The organism is Streptomyces sp. NPDC005791, assembly GCF_042871485.1.
GTDB lineage: Bacteria > Actinomycetota > Actinomycetes > Streptomycetales > Streptomycetaceae > Streptomyces.
Window position 1 is genome coordinate 444,732 of sequence record NZ_JBIAIP010000001.1, and the last position, 19,728, is coordinate 464,459.

Here is a 19,728-nt window from a genome sequence, read left to right on the forward strand (position 1 = left end):
ATCGGACGAGGACTGAGAAATGGGTATCCGCAAGTACAAGCCGACGACCCCGGGCCGTCGTGGCTCCAGCGTCGCCGACTTTGTCGAGATCACGCGGTCCACGCCGGAGAAGTCGCTGGTCCGCCCCCTGCACAGCAAGGGCGGCCGTAACAACGCCGGTCGTGTGACCGTTCGCCACCAGGGTGGTGGCCACAAGCGCGCCTACCGCGTGATCGACTTCCGTCGTCACGACAAGGACGGCGTGCCGGCCAAGGTCGCGCACATCGAGTACGACCCGAACCGCACCGCGCGCATCGCGCTGCTGCACTACGCGGACGGCGAGAAGCGTTACATCGTCGCCCCCCGTGGCCTGTCGCAGGGTGACCGCGTCGAGAACGGTCCGGGCGCCGACATCAAGCCGGGCAACAACCTGGCGCTGCGCAACATCCCGGTCGGTACGACCATCCACGCCATCGAGCTGCGGCCCGGCGGCGGCGCGAAGTTCGCCCGTTCCGCTGGTGCCTCCGTGCAGCTGCTGGCGAAGGAGGGCACGATGGCCCACCTTCGTATGCCTTCCGGAGAGATCCGGCTGGTCGACGCCCGCTGCCGCGCCACGATCGGCGAGGTCGGCAACGCCGAGCAGTCGAACATCAACTGGGGCAAGGCCGGCCGCATGCGCTGGAAGGGCGTCCGCCCGACCGTCCGCGGTGTCGCGATGAACCCGGTTGACCACCCGCACGGTGGTGGTGAGGGCAAGACCTCCGGTGGACGTCACCCGGTCTCGCCGTGGGGTCAGAAGGAGGGTCGTACTCGCTCGCCGAAGAAGGCATCGAGCAAGTACATCGTCCGCCGCCGCAAGACGAACAAGAAGCGCTAGGAGCGGGTTTAGATGCCGCGCAGTCTCAAGAAGGGGCCCTTCGTCGACGGCCACCTCATCAAGAAGGTGGACGTACAGAACGAGGCAGGCACCAAGAACGTCATCAAGACCTGGTCCCGTCGCTCGATGATCATCCCGGCCATGCTGGGTCACACCATCGCGGTGCACAACGGCAAGATCCACGTCCCGGTGTTCGTCACCGAGTCGATGGTCGGCCACAAGCTCGGCGAGTTCTCGCCGACTCGCACCTTCCGCGGCCACGTCAAGGACGACCGGAAGTCGAAGCGCCGCTAGCGCGGGGTGGAAACGACTATGACTCACACCGAAGGGACAACCATGGAAGCCAGGGCCCAGGCGCGGTACATCCGCGTCACGCCCATGAAGGCCCGCCGCGTGGTGGACCTCATCCGTGGCATGGATGCCACGGAGGCTCAGGCGGTCCTGCGTTTCGCCCCGCAGGCCGCGAGCGTGCCGGTTGGCAAGGTGCTTGACAGCGCCATCGCCAACGCTGCACACAACTACGACCACCCTGACGCCTCTTCGCTGGTCATCAGCGAGGCGTACGTGGACGAGGGCCCGACCCTGAAGCGGTTCCGTCCGCGTGCTCAGGGCCGTGCCTACCGGATCCGTAAGCGGACCAGCCACATCACCGTGGTCGTCAGCAGCAAGGAAGGAACCCGGTAATGGGCCAGAAGGTAAACCCGCACGGGTTCCGGCTCGGCATTACCACGGACTTCAAGTCCCGTTGGTACGCCGACAAGCTGTACAAGGACTACGTCAAGGAAGACGTCGCCATTCGTCGCATGATGACGAAGGGCATGGAGCGGGCCGGCATCTCCAAGGTGGAGATCGAGCGCACCCGCGACCGCGTCCGCGTTGACATCCACACCGCCCGCCCGGGCATCGTCATCGGCCGCCGCGGCGCCGAGGCCGACCGCATCCGTGGCGAGCTGGAGAAGCTGACCGGCAAGCAGGTCCAGCTGAACATCCTCGAGGTCAAGAACCCCGAGGTGGACGCTCAGCTGGTGGCCCAGGCCGTCGCCGAGCAGCTCTCCTCCCGTGTCTCCTTCCGTCGTGCCATGCGTAAGAGCATGCAGAGCACGATGAAGGCGGGCGCCAAGGGCATCAAGATCCAGTGCGGTGGCCGCCTCGGCGGCGCCGAGATGTCCCGCTCGGAGTTCTACCGCGAGGGCCGCGTGCCCCTGCACACGCTCCGTGCGAACGTCGACTACGGCTTCTTCGAGGCCAAGACGACCTTCGGCCGCATCGGCGTGAAGGTCTGGATCTACAAGGGCGACGTCAAGAACATCGCCGAGGTCCGCGCCGAGAACGCAGCGGCTCGCGCCGGCAACCGTCCGGCTCGTGGCGGCACTGACCGCCCGGCCGGCCGTGGTGGCCGTGGTGGCGAGCGCGGCGGTCGCGGCCGCAAGCCGCAGCAGTCCGCGCCGGCAGCGGAGGCCCCCAAGGCCGACGCTCCCGCCGCCGCTGCTCCGGCTGAGAGCACCGGAACGGAGGCCTGACCGAAATGCTGATCCCCCGTAGGGTCAAGCACCGCAAGCAGCACCACCCGAAGCGCAGCGGTATGTCCAAGGGTGGCACGCAGGTTGCGTTCGGCGAGTACGGCATCCAGGCGCTGTCCCCGGCGTATGTGACGAACCGTCAGATCGAGGCAGCTCGTATCGCGATGACCCGCCACATCAAGCGTGGCGGCAAGGTCTGGATCAACATCTACCCGGACCGCCCCCTGACGAAGAAGCCTGCCGAGACCCGCATGGGTTCCGGTAAGGGTTCTCCCGAGTGGTGGATCGCGAACGTCAAGCCCGGTCGGGTGATGTTCGAGCTGTCCTACCCGAACGAGAAGATTGCTCGTGAGGCGCTCACCCGCGCTGCTCACAAGCTTCCGATGAAGTGCCGGATCGTTCGGCGCGAGGCAGGTGAGTCGTGATGTCGGCCGGTACCAAGGCGTCCGAGCTGCGCGAGCTGGGCAACGAGGAGCTTCTCAACAAGCTCCGCGAGGCCAAGGAAGAGCTGTTCAACCTCCGCTTCCAGGCGGCGACTGGGCAGCTCGAGAACCACGGTCGGCTCAAGTCCGTCCGTAAGGACATCGCCCGGATCTACACCCTGATGCGCGAGCGCGAGCTGGGCATCGAGACGGTGGAGAGCGTCTGATGAGCGAGAAGACTGTGACTGAGACCACTGCAGACAAGAGCGGCTCCGCCGCGGGCGACCGCGGTTTCCGTAAGACCCGTGAGGGTCTGGTCGTCAGCGACAAGATGGACAAGACCGTCGTCGTCGCTGTCGAGGACCGCGTCAAGCACGCGCTGTACGGCAAGGTCATCCGCCGTACCAACAAGCTCAAGGCCCACGACGAGCAGAACGCCGCAGGCGTCGGCGACCGCGTCATCATCATGGAGACGCGTCCGCTGTCTGCGACGAAGCGCTGGCGCATCGTCGAGATCCTCGAGAAGGCCAAGTAATCCCTGAGGGGGTCTCCCCTCAGGCCAGTTCCGCCAGGCTCGGCAGGGGCTTCCGGTGACGGAGCCCCTGCCGGGAACCGGCAGACGATCAGGAGATAGACGTGATCCAGCAGGAGTCGCGACTGCGTGTCGCCGACAACACGGGTGCGAAGGAAATTCTCACCATCCGTGTTCTCGGTGGCTCGGGTCGCCGCTACGCGGGCATCGGTGACGTCATCGTCGCCACCGTCAAGGACGCGATCCCCGGTGGCAACGTGAAGAAGGGTGACGTCGTCAAGGCCGTCATCGTTCGCACCGTCAAGGAGCGCCGTCGCCCGGATGGCTCGTACATCCGCTTCGACGAGAACGCCGCTGTCATTCTCAAGAACGACGGCGACCCCCGCGGCACCCGTATCTTCGGCCCGGTGGGCCGTGAGCTGCGCGAGAAGAAGTTCATGAAGATCATCTCGCTCGCGCCGGAGGTGCTGTAAGCATGAAGATCAAGAAGGGCGACCTGGTTCAGGTCATCACCGGTAAGGACAAGGGCAAGCAGGGCAAGGTCATCGTTGCCTTCCCCGCTCAGGACCGTGTCCTCGTCGAGGGTGTCAACCGGGTCAAGAAGCACACCAAGGCCGGTCAGACGGCTCGCGGTTCGCAGACGGGTGGCATTGTCACCACCGAGGCCCCGATCCACGTCAGCAACGTACAGCTGGTCGTGGAGAAGGACGGCAACAAGGTCGTCACCCGCGTCGGCTACCGCTTTGACGACGAGGGCAAGAAGATCCGCGTTGCCAAGCGGACCGGTGAGGACATCTGATGACGACCACCACTGCGCCGCGTCTCAAGACGCGCTACCGCGAAGAAATCGCCGGCAAGCTGCGTGAGGAGTTCTCGTACGAGAACGTCATGCAGGTTCCCGGGCTGGTCAAGATCGTGGTCAACATGGGTGTGGGCGACGCCGCCCGCGACTCCAAGCTGATCGACGGGGCCGTCAAGGACCTCACCACGATCACGGGCCAGAAGCCGGCCGTCACGAAGGCCCGCAAGTCGATCGCGCAGTTCAAGCTGCGCGAGGGGCAGCCGATCGGCTGCCACGTCACCCTCCGTGGTGACCGCATGTGGGAGTTCCTGGACCGTACGCTGTCGCTCGCGCTTCCGCGTATCCGTGACTTCCGTGGCCTGTCGCCGAAGCAGTTCGACGGCCGTGGCAACTACACCTTCGGTCTCACGGAGCAGGTCATGTTCCACGAGATCGACCAGGACAAGATCGACCGGGTCCGGGGCATGGACATCACCGTGGTCACCACGGCGACCAACGACGACGAGGGTCGTGCCCTGCTTCGTCACCTCGGCTTCCCGTTCAAGGAGAACTGACCGTGGCGAAGAAGGCTCTGATCGCTAAGGCCGCCCGTAAGCCGAAGTTCGGCGTCCGCGGGTACACCCGCTGCCAGCGCTGCGGCCGGCCCCACTCCGTCTACCGCAAGTTCGGCCTGTGCCGCGTGTGCCTTCGTGAGATGGCTCACCGTGGCGAGCTGCCGGGCGTGACCAAGAGCTCCTGGTAATTCTCCTTCGCCCCCTGGGCGTCGGAGGACCAGAAAGCTCTCGGTAAGTATCCGGTCGGCAGGAGCCCCACTCTTCATGCCGTAGGCTTGAAGGGTTGGGCGCCTGCCGCCCTGACCGACTTACTACGCCGTAGGTCCCCGCACCGCACCCGTCCCGCCACTGAGTGGGGAGAGGGATGGCGCATACAGGAAACCCCGGCGAGAGAGGCCGAAGGCCAACTCATGACCATGACTGATCCCATCGCAGACATGCTCACGCGTCTGCGTAACGCGAACTCGGCGTATCACGACGATGTCGCGATGCCGCACAGCAAGATCAAGTCGCACATCGCGGAGATCCTCCAGCAGGAGGGCTTCATCACCGGCTGGAAGGTCGAGGACGCCGAGGTCGGTAAGAGCCTCGTCCTCGAGCTGAAGTTCGGGCCGAACCGCGAGCGTTCGATTGCCGGCATCAAGCGCATTTCGAAGCCGGGTCTGCGTGTATACGCAAAGTCCACCAATCTGCCGAAGGTTCTGGGCGGCCTGGGCGTGGCGATCATCTCCACGTCCCACGGTCTCCTGACCGGCCAGCAGGCCAGCAAGAAGGGCGTAGGTGGGGAAGTCCTCGCCTACGTCTGGTAGTCGGGAACGGAGGAAAAGCTCATGTCGCGAATCGGCAAGCTCCCCATCCAGGTTCCCGCCGGTGTGGACGTCACCATCGATGGCCGCACGGTCGCGGTGAAGGGCCCGAAGGGTTCCCTCACGCACACCGTCGCAGCGCCGATCGAGGTCACCAAGGGTGAGGACGGCGTGCTCAACGTCGTCCGCCCGAACGACGAGCGTCAGAACAAGGCCCTTCACGGCCTGTCCCGCACGCTGGTGGCGAACATGATCACCGGTGTGACCCAGGGATACAGCAAGGCGCTCGAGATCAGCGGTGTCGGTTACCGCGTCCAGGCGAAGGGCTCCAACCTGGAGTTCGCCCTGGGCTACAGCCACCCGATCCTCATCGAGGCTCCGGATGGCATCACCTTCAAGGTCGAGTCGCCCACGAAGCTCAGCGTCGAGGGCATCGACAAGCAGAAGGTCGGCGAGGTAGCCGCCAACATCCGCAAGCTGCGGAAGCCCGACCCGTACAAGGCCAAGGGCGTCAAGTACGCGGGCGAGGTCATCCGCCGCAAGGTCGGAAAGGCTGGTAAGTAGCCATGGCATACGGTGTGAAGATCGCCAAGGGCGACGCGTACAAGCGTGCCGCTCTCAAGCGGCGCCACATCCGCGTCCGCAAGCACATCTCCGGTTCGCCGGAGCGTCCCCGCTTGGTCGTGACGCGTTCCAACCGCCACATCGTCGCCCAGGTCATCGACGACATCGCGGGCCACACGCTCGCGTCGGCGTCGACCCTGGACACGTCGATCCGTGGTGCGGAGGGTGACAAGAGCGCCCAGGCCAAGCAGGTCGGCGCGCTTGTCGCCGAGCGTGCCAAGGCTGCAGGCGTCGAGGCCGTCGTGTTTGACCGCGGTGGTAACCAGTACGCCGGGCGGATTGCCGCTCTGGCTGACGCCGCCCGTGAAGCCGGGCTGAAGTTCTAAGCCCCGGTTCCAACGCACAGCGGACGTAACAGAGAGAGGTAAATCCAATGGCTGGACCCCAGCGCCGCGGAAGCGGTGCCGGTGGCGGCGAGCGGCGGGACCGGAAGGGCCGTGACGGTGCTGCGGCCGAGAAGACCGCGTACGTCGAGCGTGTCGTCGCGATCAACCGCGTCGCCAAGGTAGTGAAGGGTGGTCGTCGCTTCAGCTTCACCGCGCTGGTCGTGGTGGGCGATGGTGACGGCACCGTCGGTGTCGGATACGGCAAGGCCAAGGAAGTTCCCGCGGCCATCGCCAAGGGCGTCGAGGAAGCCAAGAAGAGCTTCTTCAAGGTCCCGCGTATCCAGGGCACCATCCCTCACCCGATCCAGGGCGAGAAGGCTGCGGGCGTCGTCCTGCTCAAGCCTGCTTCCCCCGGTACCGGTGTGATCGCCGGTGGCCCGGTGCGCGCCGTCTTGGAGTGCGCCGGCGTTCACGACATCCTGTCGAAGTCGCTCGGTTCCTCGAACCCGATCAACATCGTGCACGCGACCGTGGCGGCCCTTCAGGGCCTGCAGCGTCCCGAGGAGATCGCGGCTCGCCGTGGTCTGCCCCTCGAGGACGTCGCCCCCGCGGCTCTGCTCCGTGCGCGTGCGGGAGCGGGTGCGTAATGGCTCGCCTCAAGATCACGCAGACGAAGTCGTACATCGGCAGCAAGCAGAACCACCGCGACACCCTGCGGTCGCTCGGGCTCAAGCGCCTGAACGACTCGGTTGTCAAGGAGGACCGCCCCGAGTTCCGCGGAATGGTTCAGACCGTCCGCCACCTCGTGACGGTTGAGGAGGTTGACTGACATGGCGGAGAACAGCCCGCTGAAGGCCCACAACCTCCGGCCTGCCCCGGGCGCCAAGACCGCCAAGACCCGTGTGGGTCGTGGTGAGGCGTCCAAGGGTAAGACCGCAGGCCGTGGTACCAAGGGTACGAAGGCTCGTTACCAGGTTCCGGAGCGCTTCGAGGGTGGCCAGATGCCCCTCCACATGCGTCTCCCGAAGCTCAAGGGCTTCAAGAACCCGTTCCGCACGGAGTACCAGGTCGTGAACCTGGACAAGCTCGCGACGCTCTACCCCGAGGGTGGAGAGGTCACGGTGGCCGACCTGGTCGCCAAGGGCGCTGTGCGCAACAACCACCTCGTCAAGGTCCTCGGACAGGGCGAGATCTCCGTGGCGCTGCAGGTTTCGGTTGACGCCGTCTCCGGCTCCGCCAAGGAGAAGATCGCCGCCGCAGGCGGCACCGTCACCGAACTCGTCTGAGACAACTCGGACAGGGCAGTGGCCTGAACACCCGACCGGGGATGCCTCTCATTTGGGGCATCCCCGGTTGGTCGTTCCTAGGGGGGCATGTACGCCGGTAAGGTGGCGTGCACTGTTGCTGTGGTACGACCTGGGCAAGAGCCCGGGGCTCTTTGGCTGTTACGTAATCGTCGATCCTCAAGACCGTCACCTCACGCTTTTGCGCGGGGGTCGCAGGAGGCACCGTGCTCACCGCGTTCGCCCGGGCGTTCAAGACGCCCGACCTGCGCAAGAAGCTGCTCTTCACGCTCGGCATCATCGTGCTCTACCGTCTCGGTGCGCACATTCCCGTACCGGGGGTGAGCTACGAGAACGTCCAGATTTGTGTTGATCAGGCAAGCAAGGGCAACAACAGCCTCTTCGGTCTGGTGAACATGTTCAGCGGTGGTGCACTGCTGCAGATCACGATCTTCGCGCTCGGAATCATGCCGTACATCACGGCCAGCATCATTCTTCAGCTGCTGACCGTCGTCATCCCCCGACTCGAAGCCCTGAAGAAGGAGGGACAGTCGGGCACGGCCAAGATCACGCAGTACACGCGTTACCTGACCGTGGCGCTGGCCATCCTCCAGGGCACCGGCCTCGTGGCGACCGCCCGCAGCGGCGCGCTGTTCAGCGGCTGCCCGGTCGCCGACCAGATCGTCCCGAACCAGTCGATCTTCACGACCGTCGTCATGGTGATCACCATGACCGCGGGCACCGCCGCCGTCATGTGGCTCGGTGAGCTCATCACCGACCGCGGCATCGGCAACGGCATGTCGATCCTCATGTTCATCTCGATCGCCGCCAGCTTCCCGGGCGCCCTGTGGGCCATCAAGGAGAGCGGCAAGCTGGCCGACGGGTGGATCGAGTTCATCACGGTCATCCTCATCGGCTTCGTGATGGTCGGCCTCGTCGTCTTCGTCGAGCAGGCCCAGCGCCGGGTTCCGGTGCAGTACGCGAAGCGGATGATCGGGCGCCGGTCGTACGGTGGTACGTCCACTTACATCCCGCTGAAGGTGAACCAGGCGGGTGTGATTCCGGTCATCTTCGCTTCTTCGCTGCTCTACATTCCTGCTCTAATCGTTCAGTTCTCCAACTCCACCGCGGGCTGGGCGACCTGGATTCAGGATCACTTCGTCAAGGGCGACCACCCGTACTACATCGCGACGTACTTCCTGTTGATCGTGTTCTTCGCCTTCTTCTATGTGGCGATCTCGTTCAACCCCGAGGAAGTCGCGGACAACATGAAGAAGTATGGTGGCTTCATCCCGGGTATCCGGGCTGGTCGACCTACTGCCGAGTACCTGAGCTACGTGCTCAACAGGATCACTTGGCCGGGATCGCTGTACCTGGGTCTGATCGCTCTTGTGCCGACGATGGCGTTGGCCGGCTTCGGTGGTGCCAACCAGAACTTCCCGTTCGGCGGGACGAGCATCCTGATCATCGTGGGTGTGGGTCTGGAGACCGTGAAGCAGATCGAGAGTCAGCTCCAGCAGCGCAATTACGAAGGGTTCCTCCGCTGATGCGAATCGTCCTCGTCGGGCCGCCCGGTGCCGGCAAGGGAACGCAGGCCGCGTTCCTTGCCAAGAATCTTTCGATTCCGCACATCTCCACGGGCGACCTCTTCCGCGCCAACATCAGCCAGGGCACCGACCTTGGCAAGCAGGCCCGCTCCTTCATGGACGCGGGACAGCTGGTGCCGGACGAAGTCACCATCGCGATGGCCAAGGACCGCATGTCCCAGCCGGACGCCGAGAACGGTTTCCTGCTGGACGGCTTCCCCCGCAACGTGGGGCAGGCCGCGGCGCTCGACGAGATGCTGCACAGCGAGGGCGTCGAGCTCGACGCGGTTCTTGACCTCGAGGTCCCCGAGGACGAGGTGGTCAAGCGCATCGCGGGCCGCCGCATCTGCCGTAACGACAGCGCGCACGTCTTCCACGTGACGTACAACCCGCCGAAGGCCGAGGGCGTCTGCGACGCCTGCGGCGGCGAGCTGTACCAGCGGGACGACGACACCGAGGAGACGGTCCGTACGCGTCTTGAGGTCTACCACACGCAGACGGAGCCGATCATCGACTACTACCGGTCCCAGGACCTGGTCGTGACGATCTCCGCGCTCGGCAAGGTCACCGACGTGACCGACCGGGCCATGGAGGCCCTCAAGAAGTCCGACGAGGGCTGACCTCCTCCCCGTCTCATCACCGCAGCCGGCCGCGGCGCCCTCGGGCGTCGCGGCCGACTGTTTTCGCGCCGTATCGTGGATTACGGCCCACATTCCCCCTCCGCATTGCAGAAAGGCGCCCAGCGATGGTGCAGATCAAGACCCCCGAGCAGATCGTGAAGATGCGCGAGGCGGGCCTGGTGGTCGCTGCCATTCACGCCGCCACGCGCGAGGCGGCCGTGCCCGGCGCCACCACGAAGGACCTGGACGAGGTCGCGCGCAAGGTGATCGCCGACCACGGTGCGAAGTCGAACTTCCTGGGATACGGCGGGTTCCCCGCGACGATCTGCACCTCGGTCAACGAGGTCGTGGTGCACGGCATCCCCGACGAGAAGACCGTCCTCAAGGACGGAGACATCATCTCGATCGACGCCGGCGCGATCATCGACGGCTGGCACGGCGACGCGGCGTACACCGCCTTCGTGGGCACCGGTCACGCTCCGGAGCTCGTCGAGCTGTCCCGGGTGACCGAGGAGTCCATGTGGGCCGGGATCGCCGCGATGAAGGTGAACAACCGGCTCGTCGACATCTCGAAGGCCATCGAGTCCTACATCCGCCGCCAGCCCCGCCCGGCCACCGGTAAGTACGGGATCATCGAGGACTACGGCGGCCACGGCATCGGCACCGAGATGCACATGGACCCGCACCTGCTGAACTACGTCTCCCGCAAGCGCGGCAAGGGCATCAAGCTCGTCCCCGGCGTCTGCCTGGCGATCGAGCCGATGGTCTCGCTGGGTACGGCGCAGACGAAGGTCCTCGCCGACGAGTGGACGGTCCTCACGACCGACGGCTCCTGGTCCTCGCACTGGGAGCACTCGATCGCCCTCACCGAGCAGGGGCCGCTGGTCCTGACCGCGCCGGACTGCGGGCGGGCGAGGCTCGCCCCGTACGGTGTCGAGGTGGCCCCGGACCCGTGCTCACGTTCGTGAGGACCGAGGGGATCCCCGTCGGCCGAGGACTGCCCCGCTGATCTGTGTCTAAGGATCAGAGGAAGTGGGCAAACTTGACGGATTCGTCTTTTCGAGTCCGCTGACGTAGACTGACTCGTCGGCTCTCGTGCATCCGTGTGTCTGCATGCGGCGGTGTGATAGTCGATCAAGGTAGCCGATTCGAAGGGCGAAGCGTGGCCAAGAAGCAAGGTGCCATCGAAATTGAGGGCACCGTGATCGAGTCCCTCCCGAACGCCATGTTCAGGGTGGAACTTCAGAACGGTCACAAAGTCCTCGCGCACATCAGCGGCAAGATGCGGATGCACTACATCCGCATCCTCCCGGATGACCGGGTCGTCGTGGAGCTGTCTCCGTACGACCTGACGCGTGGCCGGATCGTCTACCGGTACAAGTAGATCTTGCCGCCATCCCGCTTCGGCGTGGTGAGGGCACTGACCCGGAGAACCTGACATCCCATGAAGGTCAAGCCGAGCGTCAAGAAGATCTGCGACAAGTGCAAGGTGATCCGCCGTCACGGCCGGGTCATGGTCATCTGCGACAACCTGCGCCACAAGCAGCGCCAGGGCTGACGCACGACCACCTGCATCTCGCAGCTCTTCGCGCGACGCACGTAAACGTACATACGCAGTACCCGTCCACGCTTCGGCTGACGACACCTCCGGCGGGGGCCGGGGACCCGGACGTACCACTCCTTCCCATGCGGGTGGAGTCGGCGTTCGGGAGTGGTGCTGTGGAAGACCCCCGAAATAACAACTGGAGCCATTGAATGGCACGCGTTTCAGGTGTTGACATCCCGCGCGAAAAGCGCGTGGAGGTTGCCCTCACCTACGTCTTCGGCATCGGGCGTACCCGGTCCAAGGAGATCCTCGCCACGACCGGCGTGAACCCCAACACCCGCGTTCGTGACCTGGCCGAAGAGGACCTGGTCAAGATCCGCGAGTACGTGGACGCCAACCTCCGCACCGAGGGTGACCTTCGCCGCGAGATCCAGGGCGACATCCGCCGCAAGATCGAGATCGGCTGCTACCAGGGCATCCGGCACCGTCGCGGTCTGCCGGTCCACGGTCAGCGCACCAGCACGAACGCGCGTACCCGCAAGGGCCCGCGTCGCGCCATCGCCGGTAAGAAGAAGCCGGGCAAGAAGTAGTCCTCAGCGGACGTACTGCGGGTGTCCGGGTCACCGGGCGTTCGCGGAAACCAGCGGTCTTCGCTGTAGGACCGATCACCTCCCCTCTCCATCTGGAGTCAAGACATGCCCCCCAAGGGTCGTCAGGGCGCAGCCAAGAAGGTGCGTCGCAAGGAAAAGAAGAACGTCGCTCACGGGCACGCCCACATCAAGAGCACGTTCAACAACACCATCGTCTCGATCACGGACCCCTCGGGCAACGTGATCTCCTGGGCCTCCGCCGGCCACGTCGGCTTCAAGGGCTCGCGCAAGTCCACCCCCTTCGCCGCGCAGATGGCCGCCGAGTCGGCCGCCCGCCGCGCGCAGGAGCACGGCATGCGCAAGGTCGACGTCTTCGTGAAGGGTCCGGGCTCCGGCCGCGAGACCGCGATCCGTTCCCTCCAGGCCACGGGCCTCGAGGTCGGTTCGATCCAGGACGTTACCCCGACGCCGCACAACGGCTGCCGTCCGCCGAAGCGTCGCCGCGTCTGATGCGCCACGGTCGGTGACGGCCGTGCGCCAGTAGCGCCGGGTGCGGGCGGTATGTCCCTCAGGGGCGTGCCGCCCGTATCCTTGTCTCATCTGTAGGGCATCAAATAGCGGGTGCCCACGACTGAAGGAATTCAGCATGCTTATCGCTCAGCGTCCGTCGCTGACCGAAGAGGTCGTCGACGAGTTCCGCTCCCGGTTCGTGATCGAGCCGCTGGAGCCGGGCTTCGGTTACACCCTCGGCAACTCCCTGCGTCGCACCCTCCTCTCCTCGATCCCCGGTGCCGCTGTCACCAGCATCCGGATCGACGGGGTCCTGCACGAGTTCACCACCGTGCCGGGCGTCAAGGAGGACGTGACCGACCTCATTCTCAACATCAAGCAGCTGGTCGTCTCCTCGGAGCACGACGAGCCGGTCGTGATGTACCTGCGCAAGCAGGGCCCCGGCCTGGTCACCGCTGCTGACATCGCCCCGCCGGCCGGTGTCGAGGTCCACAACCCGGACCTGGTCCTGGCCACGCTGAACGGCAAGGGCAAGCTGGAGATGGAGCTGACCGTCGAGCGCGGTCGCGGCTACGTCTCCGCCGTCCAGAACAAGCAGGTGGGCCAGGAGATCGGCCGGATCCCGGTCGACTCCATCTACTCCCCGGTGCTCAAGGTCACGTACAAGGTCGAGGCGACCCGTGTCGAGCAGCGCACCGACTTCGACAAGCTGATCGTCGACGTCGAGACCAAGCAGGCCATGCGGCCCCGTGACGCCATGGCGTCGGCCGGTAAGACCCTGGTCGAGCTGTTCGGTCTGGCGCGCGAGCTCAACATCGACGCCGAGGGCATCGACATGGGCCCGTCCCCGACGGACGCCGCGCTCGCCGCCGATCTGGCGCTGCCGATCGAGGAGCTCGAGCTCACGGTCCGTTCGTACAACTGCCTCAAGCGCGAGGGCATCCACTCGGTGGGCGAGCTCGTGGCCCGTTCCGAGGCGGACCTGCTCGACATCCGCAACTTCGGTGCGAAGTCGATCGACGAGGTCAAGGCGAAGCTGGCCGGCATGGGCCTGGCGCTCAAGGACAGCCCGCCCGGATTCGACCCGACCGCCGCGGCTGACGCGTTCGGCGCGGACGACGACGCGGACGCCGGTTTCGTGGAGACCGAGCAGTACTGAGTCGCCTCCCGGCCGGGGTGCCCGCGTTCCGGGGCGCTCCGTGCCGGGCTGTCCGGTGAAGCCGGGCCGGCCCGGCAGCCGCTGCGACGTATGACTTCCGCGGGGCGACCGCCTCGTGGGAACTGACACCGGTACCTGATACGGCCGGTGCAGCACACAAGGAGAAAAACCATGCCTCAGCCCGCCAAGGGTGCCCGTCTGGGCGGCAGCGCTGCGCACGAGAAGCTTCTTCTCATCAACCTCGCGAAGTCGCTGTTCGAGCACGGCCGCATCACCACGACCGAGGCCAAGGCCCGCCGCCTGCGTCCGGTCGCCGAGCGTTTCATCACCAAGGCGAAGAAGGGCGACATCCACAACCGTCGCCTGGTGCTGCAGTCGATCACGGACAAGAGCATCGTGCACACGCTCTTCACCGAGATCGCCCCGCGGTACGAGAACCGCCCCGGTGGTTACACCCGCATCACCAAGATCGGCAACCGTCGTGGCGACAACGCCCCGATGGCCGTCATCGAGCTGGTCGAGGCGCTGACCGTGGCGCAGCAGGCCACCGGTGAGGCCGAGGCCGCCACGAAGCGCGCCGTCAAGGAAGACGCCCTCAAGAAGGACGAGGCTCCGGCCGAGACCGTCGAGGACGCCAAGCCGGCCGACGCCGCCGCTGAGGAGTCCAAGGACGCCTGAGCGTTCTGAGACCCAGGTACGGGCCCGCATCACCCTCCGGGGCGGTGCGGGCCCGTTCGGTTCTGAGAGGATCTGCGGGTGAGTGACGAGGCAGGGCCCGGCTTGGTACGGGTACGGCTGGACCTTTCCTATGACGGCAAGGACTTCTCCGGCTGGGCGAAGCAGACCAGCAGGCGCACCGTGCAGGGCGAGATCGAGGACGCGCTGCGGACCGTGACGCGGTCGTCGGTGACGTACGACCTGACGGTCGCCGGGCGCACCGACGCGGGGGTGCACGCGCGCGGGCAGGTGGCGCACGTGGATCTGCCGGCCGAGGTGTGGGCCGAGCACGAGGAGAAGCTGTTGCGGCGGATGGCGGGCCGCCTCCCGCTGGACGTACGGATCTGGCGGGCGGTCGAGGCCCCGGCCGGGTTCAACGCGCGCTTCTCCGCGCTGTGGCGGCGTTACACGTACCGGGTGGGGGACCGGCCGGGTGGTGTGGACCCGCTGACCCGGGGCCACGTCCTGTGGCACGACCGGCCGCTGGACCTGGACGCGATGAACGAGGCGGCCGCCCTGATGACGGGGGAGCACGACTTCGCCGCGTACTGCAAGAAGCGTGAGGGCGCCACGACGATCCGGACGCTGCAGAAGTTCCACTGGGTGCGGGACGCGGAGTCCGGTGTGCTGGCGGCGACCGTGCAGGCGGACGCGTTCTGCCACAACATGGTGCGGGCGCTGATCGGCGCCGCGCTGTTCGTCGGGGACGGGCGCCGGCCTGCCGGGTGGCCGGCCGAGGTGCTGGCGGCGAGGGTGCGGGACCCGGGGGTGCACGTGGTGCGGCCGCACGGGCTGACGCTGGAGGAAGTGGCGTATCCGGCCGACGCGTTGCTGGCGGCCAGGGCCGTGGAGGCCCGTAACGTCAGGACGCTGCCGGGGGCGGGCTGCTGCTGACCGGCCTGCGGCGCAGGGCACGGAGCAGTCTGGCCGCGCCGTCCACGGCGAGCAGGGTCATCACGGCGGAGCTGAACCAGCCGATGTCCGGGGTCCACCAGGCGTAGACCGCCACCGAGGTGAAGAACAGCGGGTTCAGGCTGCGCAGCACCCACCAGCGGACGGGGCGGGCCTCGTCCGGGGGCGGGGACCCCGGGTGCACGGCGTCCTTCGTGGTCAGGGTGTCCCGCACCCCCGCGAGGAAGCCCCGCCGGGCCAGGATCCGCGCCCGGCAGCCCTGCGAGCGTCTCCGGGGCGTGGTCACCCGCCGCCGCGGCGGCCAGGGCCTCCCGCAGCGAAGGATCCGGGCGTCGAGGACCACGGCGTCGTCCGGCGGCAGGTCGGCGCCTGTCGCGTCGCTGTCACGCAGGACGCGCGGGATGGTGAGGAGGGTGGTCAGACGGCGGGGGCGCCGGCGGCCGCTGATGCCTGGACCTCGCCGCGGTGCCGGATCTGTCGGAAGGCGAACTCGGTCAGGTCGTCGCCGACGGCGTACACGTCCTTGGCCGCCGTGGTGACGTTCTTCCCGCTGGTGTAGCCGCCGACCGTGAAGTAGGCGAACCGGCCGTAGGAGTTGGCGGTGCGCCGGCAGACGGATCCGCCACGGCAGAAGGTGGGGACTCCGGAGCCGCTGAGGGAGGCGAGTCCGCCGGACGCCTGCTGGGCCGCCTTCCTGGCCTCCGCCTCGGTGCCGAAGACGGCGAGTCCGAGGGTGACGGCGATGCCGTCCTTGCTGTACGTCGCGCGGACGACCTGGTCGCAGCCGTTGCTGTCGAGGATCGACCCCAGGGCACCCTGGGTCGTCGTCGCGCAGTTCGCCGTACGGGCGGTGGCGCCCTTGGCGTAGACGCGGTCGCCCATGGTCAGCTTCCTGCCGGGGAAGAAGGCGTCGACGGTGACCGGGGCCTTGTCCTTCTTCTCGTCGGAGATGTAGTCCTTCGGGTCCGGCGGCGGCGGCGGTGCCACCGAGGAGAAGGAGGGGTCGGGCGCGGAGCTCTCCGACGGCAGGTCGGCGGGGGCCGGCAGCTCGCTCGCGTTCTTGCCCGGCCCGGAGGCGCCGCCACCGCCGTCGGTCGTGATGACGGCCGTGGCCACGATCGCGGCCACGACGGCGGTGGCCAGCGCGCCGCCGCCTGCCATCAGCCACTTGCGGCGCCGGCCGCGTGCGGCGGACGCCTCCGCCAGTGCCGCCCAGTCCGGAGTCCGGCTCTCTCCCGGCCCCCAGGAGGGCCCCCCTTGCCCAAAGCTCATGCGGCGAATCCTAGAGCCTGGAGAAACCGGTTGGGCCAACGGTTCGCATGCCGTGACAATGCTGTGCATGGGACATCTTGAAGCGGGCCACCTCGAGTACTACCTACCGGACGGACGGGTGCTGCTCGGCGACGCGTCGTTCCGGGTGGCCGACGGCGCGGTCGTCGCCCTCGTCGGCGCGAACGGGGCGGGCAAGACGACCCTCCTGAAGCTGCTCGCCGGGGAGCTCCAGCCGCACGGCGGCTCGGTCTCGGTGAGCGGCGGGCTCGGCGTCATGGCCCAGTTCGTGGGCTCCGTACGGGACGAGCGGACCGTGCGTGACCTGCTGGTATCCGTGGCGCAGCCCAGGATCAGGGAGGCGGCGCGGGCCGTCGACGCGGCCGAGGAGCGCATCCTCACTGTCGATGACGAGGCCGCGCAGATGGCGTACGCGCAGGCGCTGAGCGACTGGGCGGAGGCGCGGGGTTACGAGGCCGAGACGCTGTGGGACATGTGCACCATGGCCGCGCTCGGCGTCCCGTACGAGAAGGCGCAGTGGCGCGAGGTGCGCACGCTCAGCGGGGGCGAGCAGAAGCGACTGGTCCTGGAGGCGCTGCTGCGAGGCCCTGACGAGGTGCTGCTGCTGGACGAGCCGGACAACTATCTGGACGTCCCCGGCAAGCGGTGGCTGGAGGAGAGGCTCAAGGAGACCCGTAAGACGGTGCTCTTCGTCTCCCACGACCGGGAGCTGCTGTCGCGGGCCGCCGAGAAGATCGTGAGTGTGGAGCCCAGCCCGGCCGGCTCGGACGTATGGGTGCACGGTGGCTCGTTCGACACGTTCCACGCGGCCCGCAAGGAGCGGTTCGCGCGTTTCGAGGAGCTCCTGCGGCGCTGGGAGGAGGAGCGAGCCCGGCTGAAGGCGCTGGTCCTGCGGATGCGGCAGCAGGCGGCGAACAGCCCCGACATGGCGAACCGCTACCACGCGATGCAGACCCGCTTCAAGAAGTTCGAGGACGCCGGCCCGCCGCCCGAGCCGCCGCGCGAGCAGGACATCCGGATGCGGCTGCGCGGCGGACGGACCGGGGTGCGTGCGGTGACGTGCGTCAACCTGGAGCTGACAGGGCTGATGAAGCCGTTCGACCTGGAGATCTACTACGGCGAGCGGGTCGCCGTGCTCGGCTCCAACGGGTCGGGGAAGTCGCACTTCCTGCGGCTCCTGGCGGGGGAGCCGGTGGAGCACACCGGTGAGTGGAAGCTCGGGGCGCGGGTCGTGCCCGGCCACTTCGCGCAGACGCACGCCCATCCGGAGCTGCTCGGCAAGACACTCGTCGAGATCCTGTGGACGGAGCACGCCAAGGACCGCGGCGGCGCGATGTCGGTGCTGCGGCGCTATGAGCTGGAGCGCCAGGGTGACCAGGCCTTCGAGAGGCTGTCCGGCGGGCAGCAGGCGCGCTTCCAGATCCTGCTCCTGGAGCTGGCCGGCACCACCGCGCTGCTGCTCGACGAGCCGACGGACAACCTCGACCTGGAGTCGGCCGAGGCCTTGCAGGACGGTCTCGAGGTGTACGACGGGACGGTCATGGCCGTCACCCACGACCGCTGGTTCGCGAAGTCCTTCGACCGGTACCTGGTCTTCGGGTCGGACGGGGTGGTGCGGGAGTCCACGAAGCCCGTCTGGGACGAGCGCAGGGTCGAGCGGGAGCGGTAGGGGCGGCGCGTTTTGACCCGTCCGGGGCGGGGCGGGTAGTGTCTGGGGTTGTTATACGTATTGGTTTCGTCGTTCTCACGCGAGGGGCCCTTACGTAGGTTCTCTGGAGCAGTTACCAGTGGCTCGCATACGGGCAGCGTCCCCGGCATTGTGAGCCCCAGCTGCATGATCGCTTCAGAGGTGCCATGTGTCTGGACCTCATCCACTGAAGAAGCGAAGGCTACGAAGTGCGTACGTACAGCCCCAAGCCCGGCGATGTCACTCGCCAGTGGCACATCATCGACGCCGAGGACATCGTCCTCGGCCGTCTGGCCACCACGGCTGCGAACCTCCTCCGAGGCAAGCACAAGGCGATCTACGCCCCCCACATGGACATGGGCGACTTCGTCATCATCATCAACGCCGAGAAGGTTCACCTCTCCGGCAACAAGAAGACCCAGAAGATGGCGTACCGCCACTCCGGGTTCCCGGGCGGTCTCCGTTCCGTGCGGTACGACGAGCTGCTCTCGAAGAACCCCGAGAAGGCCGTCGAGAAGGCCATCAAGGGCATGATCCCCAAGAACACCCTGGGTCGCCAGATGCTCTCGAAGCTCAAGGTCTACGCGGGCGACCAGCACCCGCACGCTGCGCAGCAGCCGGTCCCGTTCGAGATCACCCAGGTCGCGCAGTAGTTCCGGCCTCCCCCCTAAGACGTAAAGAAAGATCTGAGGAGAATCGTGGCCGAGACCACTGTTGAGACGCCCGTCGAGGGCACCGAGGGCGAAGAGACCTTCGCCGAGGTGACCACCTTCGAGTCGGAGGTCCCCGTCGAGGGTGAGTACACCTCCGAGTCGCTCGCGGGCCGTTTCGGTGACCCGCAGCCCGCGGCCGGCCTTGGCCGTCGCAAGAACGCCATCGCCCGCGTCCGGATCGTTCCGGGCACCGGCAAGTGGAAGATCAACGGTCGCACCCTTGAGGACTACTTCCCCAACAAGGTGCACCAGCAGGAAGTCAACGAGCCCTTCAAGGTGCTCGAGCTCGACGGCCGCTACGACGTCATCGCCCGCATCTCGGGTGGCGGCGTCTCCGGTCAGGCCGGCGCCCTGCGCCTCGGTGTGGCCCGCGCGCTGAACGAGGCCGACGTGGACAACAACCGCGCCACGCTGAAGAAGGCCGGCTTCCTCTCCCGCGACGACCGTGCGGTCGAGCGCAAGAAGGCCGGTCTCAAGAAGGCCCGTAAGGCCCCGCAGTACAGCAAGCGCTAAATCGCCTGCTCGTCCGCGTTACACGTTCGCCCCGGCGGCACACCTCGTGCTGCTGGGGCGTTCGTTTATCAGCCCTCGCGGGCGTATAACGGCTTAAGACGTTTGCACGTTTATAGGGCTGGCAGCCGCAGGCGCGCCCATCTTTGCTGTGTCTTGCCTT

32 protein-coding genes are annotated in these 19,728 nt (G+C 66.8%); 30 read left to right on the top strand and 2 right to left on the bottom strand.

Annotated features, from left to right (window positions below; all coding sequences use genetic code 11):
• Positions 1–19 precede the first annotated feature (19 nt).
• From rplB to truA, 27 genes are all read left to right on the top strand, one after another.
• Positions 20–856, top strand: coding sequence for a 50S ribosomal protein L2 (gene rplB, locus ACFYSH_RS02210; protein ID WP_099173848.1), 837 nt, complete (start codon positions 20–22; stop codon positions 854–856).
• A 12-nt stretch (positions 857–868) separates the two neighbouring features.
• Entirely contained in the window at positions 869–1,150 is a 282-nt protein-coding gene (gene rpsS / locus ACFYSH_RS02215) for a 30S ribosomal protein S19 (protein ID WP_023539342.1), read from the top strand.
• 42 nt (positions 1,151–1,192) lie between these two features.
• A complete protein-coding gene (gene rplV / locus ACFYSH_RS02220; protein ID WP_026290933.1) occupies positions 1,193–1,540 on the top strand; it encodes a 50S ribosomal protein L22 in 348 nt (115 codons plus the stop codon).
• A complete protein-coding gene (gene rpsC / locus ACFYSH_RS02225) occupies positions 1,540–2,376 on the top strand; it encodes a 30S ribosomal protein S3 (RefSeq protein WP_327115670.1) in 837 nt (278 codons plus the stop codon). The genes rplV and rpsC overlap by 1 nt, the downstream gene beginning before the upstream one ends.
• A 5-nt stretch (positions 2,377–2,381) precedes the next feature.
• Entirely contained in the window at positions 2,382–2,801 is a 420-nt protein-coding gene (gene rplP / locus ACFYSH_RS02230) for a 50S ribosomal protein L16 (protein ID WP_014154587.1), read from the top strand.
• Positions 2,801–3,025 (top strand): 50S ribosomal protein L29, encoded by a 225-nt coding sequence (gene rpmC, locus ACFYSH_RS02235; RefSeq protein WP_014047786.1) that lies wholly within the window; start codon positions 2,801–2,803, stop codon positions 3,023–3,025. The genes rplP and rpmC overlap by 1 nt, the downstream gene beginning before the upstream one ends.
• A complete protein-coding gene (gene rpsQ, locus ACFYSH_RS02240; protein WP_359469516.1) occupies positions 3,025–3,333 on the top strand; it encodes a 30S ribosomal protein S17 in 309 nt (102 codons plus the stop codon). The genes rpmC and rpsQ overlap by 1 nt, the downstream gene beginning before the upstream one ends.
• A 101-nt stretch (positions 3,334–3,434) precedes the next feature.
• Positions 3,435–3,803 carry a 50S ribosomal protein L14 gene (rplN, locus tag ACFYSH_RS02245; protein ID WP_003974257.1) on the top strand — a complete coding sequence of 123 codons (369 nt, stop codon included), beginning with the start codon at positions 3,435–3,437 and terminating at the stop codon, positions 3,801–3,803.
• Positions 3,804–3,805: 2 nt separating this feature from the next.
• Positions 3,806–4,129, top strand: a complete 324-nt coding sequence (gene rplX, locus ACFYSH_RS02250; RefSeq protein ID WP_014047788.1) for a 50S ribosomal protein L24 — start codon at positions 3,806–3,808, stop codon at positions 4,127–4,129.
• On the top strand, positions 4,129–4,686 hold the full coding sequence (gene rplE, locus ACFYSH_RS02255; RefSeq protein WP_073718383.1) for a 50S ribosomal protein L5: 558 nt from the start codon (positions 4,129–4,131) through the stop codon (positions 4,684–4,686). The genes rplX and rplE overlap by 1 nt, the downstream gene beginning before the upstream one ends.
• A 2-nt stretch (positions 4,687–4,688) precedes the next feature.
• Positions 4,689–4,874 (top strand): type Z 30S ribosomal protein S14, encoded by a 186-nt coding sequence (locus ACFYSH_RS02260; protein ID WP_003948630.1) that lies wholly within the window; start codon positions 4,689–4,691, stop codon positions 4,872–4,874.
• A gap of 222 nt (positions 4,875–5,096) precedes the next feature.
• A complete protein-coding gene (gene rpsH, locus ACFYSH_RS02265; RefSeq protein WP_014154584.1) occupies positions 5,097–5,495 on the top strand; it encodes a 30S ribosomal protein S8 in 399 nt (132 codons plus the stop codon).
• Positions 5,496–5,516: 21 nt separating this feature from the next.
• Positions 5,517–6,056 (top strand): 50S ribosomal protein L6, encoded by a 540-nt coding sequence (rplF, locus tag ACFYSH_RS02270; RefSeq protein ID WP_359469520.1) that lies wholly within the window; start codon positions 5,517–5,519, stop codon positions 6,054–6,056.
• Positions 6,057–6,058: 2 nt separating this feature from the next.
• Complete coding sequence (gene rplR / locus ACFYSH_RS02275) at positions 6,059–6,442, top strand: 50S ribosomal protein L18 (protein ID WP_033297607.1); 384 nt, start codon at positions 6,059–6,061, stop codon at positions 6,440–6,442.
• Positions 6,443–6,489: 47 nt separating this feature from the next.
• On the top strand, positions 6,490–7,089 hold the full coding sequence (rpsE, locus tag ACFYSH_RS02280) for a 30S ribosomal protein S5 (RefSeq protein WP_103514101.1): 600 nt from the start codon (positions 6,490–6,492) through the stop codon (positions 7,087–7,089).
• On the top strand, positions 7,089–7,271 hold the full coding sequence (rpmD, locus tag ACFYSH_RS02285) for a 50S ribosomal protein L30 (protein WP_006126892.1): 183 nt from the start codon (positions 7,089–7,091) through the stop codon (positions 7,269–7,271). Before rpsE ends, rpmD begins: the two co-directional genes overlap by 1 nt.
• Before the next feature lies 1 nt (position 7,272).
• A complete protein-coding gene (rplO, locus tag ACFYSH_RS02290) occupies positions 7,273–7,728 on the top strand; it encodes a 50S ribosomal protein L15 (RefSeq protein ID WP_014047794.1) in 456 nt (151 codons plus the stop codon).
• Between the two features lie 224 nt (positions 7,729–7,952).
• Positions 7,953–9,272 carry a preprotein translocase subunit SecY gene (gene secY / locus ACFYSH_RS02295; RefSeq protein ID WP_359469524.1) on the top strand — a complete coding sequence of 440 codons (1,320 nt, stop codon included), beginning with the start codon at positions 7,953–7,955 and terminating at the stop codon, positions 9,270–9,272.
• Positions 9,272–9,931 carry an adenylate kinase gene (locus tag ACFYSH_RS02300; RefSeq protein ID WP_359469527.1) on the top strand — a complete coding sequence of 220 codons (660 nt, stop codon included), beginning with the start codon at positions 9,272–9,274 and terminating at the stop codon, positions 9,929–9,931. The genes secY and ACFYSH_RS02300 overlap by 1 nt, the downstream gene beginning before the upstream one ends.
• 125 nt (positions 9,932–10,056) lie before the next feature.
• Positions 10,057–10,899, top strand: coding sequence for a type I methionyl aminopeptidase (map, locus tag ACFYSH_RS02305; protein WP_388750402.1), 843 nt, complete (start codon positions 10,057–10,059; stop codon positions 10,897–10,899).
• Positions 10,900–11,093: 194 nt separating this feature from the next.
• Positions 11,094–11,315, top strand: a complete 222-nt coding sequence (gene infA, locus ACFYSH_RS02310) for a translation initiation factor IF-1 (protein WP_014047798.1) — start codon at positions 11,094–11,096, stop codon at positions 11,313–11,315.
• A gap of 60 nt (positions 11,316–11,375) precedes the next feature.
• On the top strand, positions 11,376–11,489 hold the full coding sequence (rpmJ, locus tag ACFYSH_RS02315) for a 50S ribosomal protein L36 (protein ID WP_003956441.1): 114 nt from the start codon (positions 11,376–11,378) through the stop codon (positions 11,487–11,489).
• A gap of 197 nt (positions 11,490–11,686) precedes the next feature.
• Positions 11,687–12,067, top strand: a complete 381-nt coding sequence (gene rpsM / locus ACFYSH_RS02320) for a 30S ribosomal protein S13 (RefSeq protein WP_014047799.1) — start codon at positions 11,687–11,689, stop codon at positions 12,065–12,067.
• A 105-nt stretch (positions 12,068–12,172) separates the two neighbouring features.
• Positions 12,173–12,577 (top strand): 30S ribosomal protein S11, encoded by a 405-nt coding sequence (gene rpsK, locus ACFYSH_RS02325; RefSeq protein WP_003956432.1) that lies wholly within the window; start codon positions 12,173–12,175, stop codon positions 12,575–12,577.
• A 136-nt stretch (positions 12,578–12,713) separates the two neighbouring features.
• Positions 12,714–13,736 (top strand): DNA-directed RNA polymerase subunit alpha, encoded by a 1,023-nt coding sequence (locus tag ACFYSH_RS02330; RefSeq protein WP_003966937.1) that lies wholly within the window; start codon positions 12,714–12,716, stop codon positions 13,734–13,736.
• Between the two features lie 171 nt (positions 13,737–13,907).
• Complete coding sequence (gene rplQ, locus ACFYSH_RS02335; protein ID WP_014154578.1) at positions 13,908–14,414, top strand: 50S ribosomal protein L17; 507 nt, start codon at positions 13,908–13,910, stop codon at positions 14,412–14,414.
• A 78-nt stretch (positions 14,415–14,492) separates the two neighbouring features.
• Entirely contained in the window at positions 14,493–15,347 is an 855-nt protein-coding gene (gene truA / locus ACFYSH_RS02340; RefSeq protein WP_388750407.1) for a tRNA pseudouridine(38-40) synthase TruA, read from the top strand.
• Here the strand turns inward: truA and ACFYSH_RS02345 are convergent.
• Together ACFYSH_RS02345 and ACFYSH_RS02350 are read right to left on the bottom strand one after the other, a co-directional pair.
• Positions 15,316–15,651: a hypothetical protein gene (locus ACFYSH_RS02345; RefSeq protein ID WP_388750410.1), complete on the bottom strand. Its 336-nt coding sequence runs from the start codon at positions 15,649–15,651 to the stop codon at positions 15,316–15,318. The genes truA and ACFYSH_RS02345 overlap by 32 nt on opposite strands.
• 131 nt (positions 15,652–15,782) lie before the next feature.
• Entirely contained in the window at positions 15,783–16,637 is an 855-nt protein-coding gene (locus tag ACFYSH_RS02350) for a hypothetical protein (RefSeq protein WP_388750412.1), read from the bottom strand.
• 67 nt (positions 16,638–16,704) lie between these two features.
• Here ACFYSH_RS02350 and ACFYSH_RS02355 point away from each other — a divergent pair, with 67 nt between their 5' ends.
• From ACFYSH_RS02355 to rpsI, 3 genes are all read left to right on the top strand, one after another.
• A complete protein-coding gene (locus ACFYSH_RS02355; protein WP_359469542.1) occupies positions 16,705–18,324 on the top strand; it encodes an ATP-binding cassette domain-containing protein in 1,620 nt (539 codons plus the stop codon).
• Positions 18,325–18,551: 227 nt separating this feature from the next.
• Positions 18,552–18,995: a 50S ribosomal protein L13 gene (rplM, locus tag ACFYSH_RS02360; protein ID WP_030914195.1), complete on the top strand. Its 444-nt coding sequence runs from the start codon at positions 18,552–18,554 to the stop codon at positions 18,993–18,995.
• A gap of 45 nt (positions 18,996–19,040) precedes the next feature.
• The gene (rpsI, locus tag ACFYSH_RS02365; protein WP_014154572.1) at positions 19,041–19,568 is read left to right on the top strand and encodes a 30S ribosomal protein S9; all 528 of its coding nucleotides are present in this window, start codon (positions 19,041–19,043) and stop codon (positions 19,566–19,568) included.
• Positions 19,569–19,728: the final 160 nt, after the last annotated feature.

Excerpts from the sequence above, each read along its gene's own strand:
- rpsC (WP_327115670.1), top strand. The coding sequence starts at position 1,540 with ATGGGCCAGAAGGTAAACCCGCACGGGTTCCGGCTCGGCATTACCACG.
- rplF (WP_359469520.1), top strand. The coding sequence starts at position 5,517 with ATGTCGCGAATCGGCAAGCTCCCCATCCAGGTTCCCGCCGGTGTGGAC.
- rpmD (WP_006126892.1), top strand. The coding sequence starts at position 7,089 with ATGGCTCGCCTCAAGATCACGCAGACGAAGTCGTACATCGGCAGCAAG.
- rpsM (WP_014047799.1), top strand. The coding sequence starts at position 11,687 with ATGGCACGCGTTTCAGGTGTTGACATCCCGCGCGAAAAGCGCGTGGAG.
- rpsQ (WP_359469516.1), top strand. The coding sequence starts at position 3,025 with ATGAGCGAGAAGACTGTGACTGAGACCACTGCAGACAAGAGCGGCTCC.
- rpsK (WP_003956432.1), top strand. The coding sequence starts at position 12,173 with ATGCCCCCCAAGGGTCGTCAGGGCGCAGCCAAGAAGGTGCGTCGCAAG.
- rplO (WP_014047794.1), top strand. The coding sequence starts at position 7,273 with ATGGCGGAGAACAGCCCGCTGAAGGCCCACAACCTCCGGCCTGCCCCG.
- rplP (WP_014154587.1), top strand. The coding sequence starts at position 2,382 with ATGCTGATCCCCCGTAGGGTCAAGCACCGCAAGCAGCACCACCCGAAG.
- ACFYSH_RS02350 (WP_388750412.1), bottom strand. The coding sequence starts at position 16,637 with ATGAGCTTTGGGCAAGGGGGGCCCTCCTGGGGGCCGGGAGAGAGCCGG.
- rpmC (WP_014047786.1), top strand. The coding sequence starts at position 2,801 with ATGTCGGCCGGTACCAAGGCGTCCGAGCTGCGCGAGCTGGGCAACGAG.
- ACFYSH_RS02330 (WP_003966937.1), top strand. The coding sequence starts at position 12,714 with ATGCTTATCGCTCAGCGTCCGTCGCTGACCGAAGAGGTCGTCGACGAG.
- rplE (WP_073718383.1), top strand. The coding sequence starts at position 4,129 with ATGACGACCACCACTGCGCCGCGTCTCAAGACGCGCTACCGCGAAGAA.
- rplB (WP_099173848.1), top strand. The coding sequence starts at position 20 with ATGGGTATCCGCAAGTACAAGCCGACGACCCCGGGCCGTCGTGGCTCC.
- rpsS (WP_023539342.1), top strand. The coding sequence starts at position 869 with ATGCCGCGCAGTCTCAAGAAGGGGCCCTTCGTCGACGGCCACCTCATC.
- rpsE (WP_103514101.1), top strand. The coding sequence starts at position 6,490 with ATGGCTGGACCCCAGCGCCGCGGAAGCGGTGCCGGTGGCGGCGAGCGG.
- rplR (WP_033297607.1), top strand. The coding sequence starts at position 6,059 with ATGGCATACGGTGTGAAGATCGCCAAGGGCGACGCGTACAAGCGTGCC.
- rplX (WP_014047788.1), top strand. The coding sequence starts at position 3,806 with ATGAAGATCAAGAAGGGCGACCTGGTTCAGGTCATCACCGGTAAGGAC.
- rpsH (WP_014154584.1), top strand. The coding sequence starts at position 5,097 with ATGACCATGACTGATCCCATCGCAGACATGCTCACGCGTCTGCGTAAC.
- ACFYSH_RS02300 (WP_359469527.1), top strand. The coding sequence starts at position 9,272 with ATGCGAATCGTCCTCGTCGGGCCGCCCGGTGCCGGCAAGGGAACGCAG.
- rplQ (WP_014154578.1), top strand. The coding sequence starts at position 13,908 with ATGCCTCAGCCCGCCAAGGGTGCCCGTCTGGGCGGCAGCGCTGCGCAC.
- rpmJ (WP_003956441.1), top strand. The coding sequence starts at position 11,376 with ATGAAGGTCAAGCCGAGCGTCAAGAAGATCTGCGACAAGTGCAAGGTG.
- ACFYSH_RS02355 (WP_359469542.1), top strand. The coding sequence starts at position 16,705 with ATGGGACATCTTGAAGCGGGCCACCTCGAGTACTACCTACCGGACGGA.
- map (WP_388750402.1), top strand. The coding sequence starts at position 10,057 with ATGGTGCAGATCAAGACCCCCGAGCAGATCGTGAAGATGCGCGAGGCG.
- rplV (WP_026290933.1), top strand. The coding sequence starts at position 1,193 with ATGGAAGCCAGGGCCCAGGCGCGGTACATCCGCGTCACGCCCATGAAG.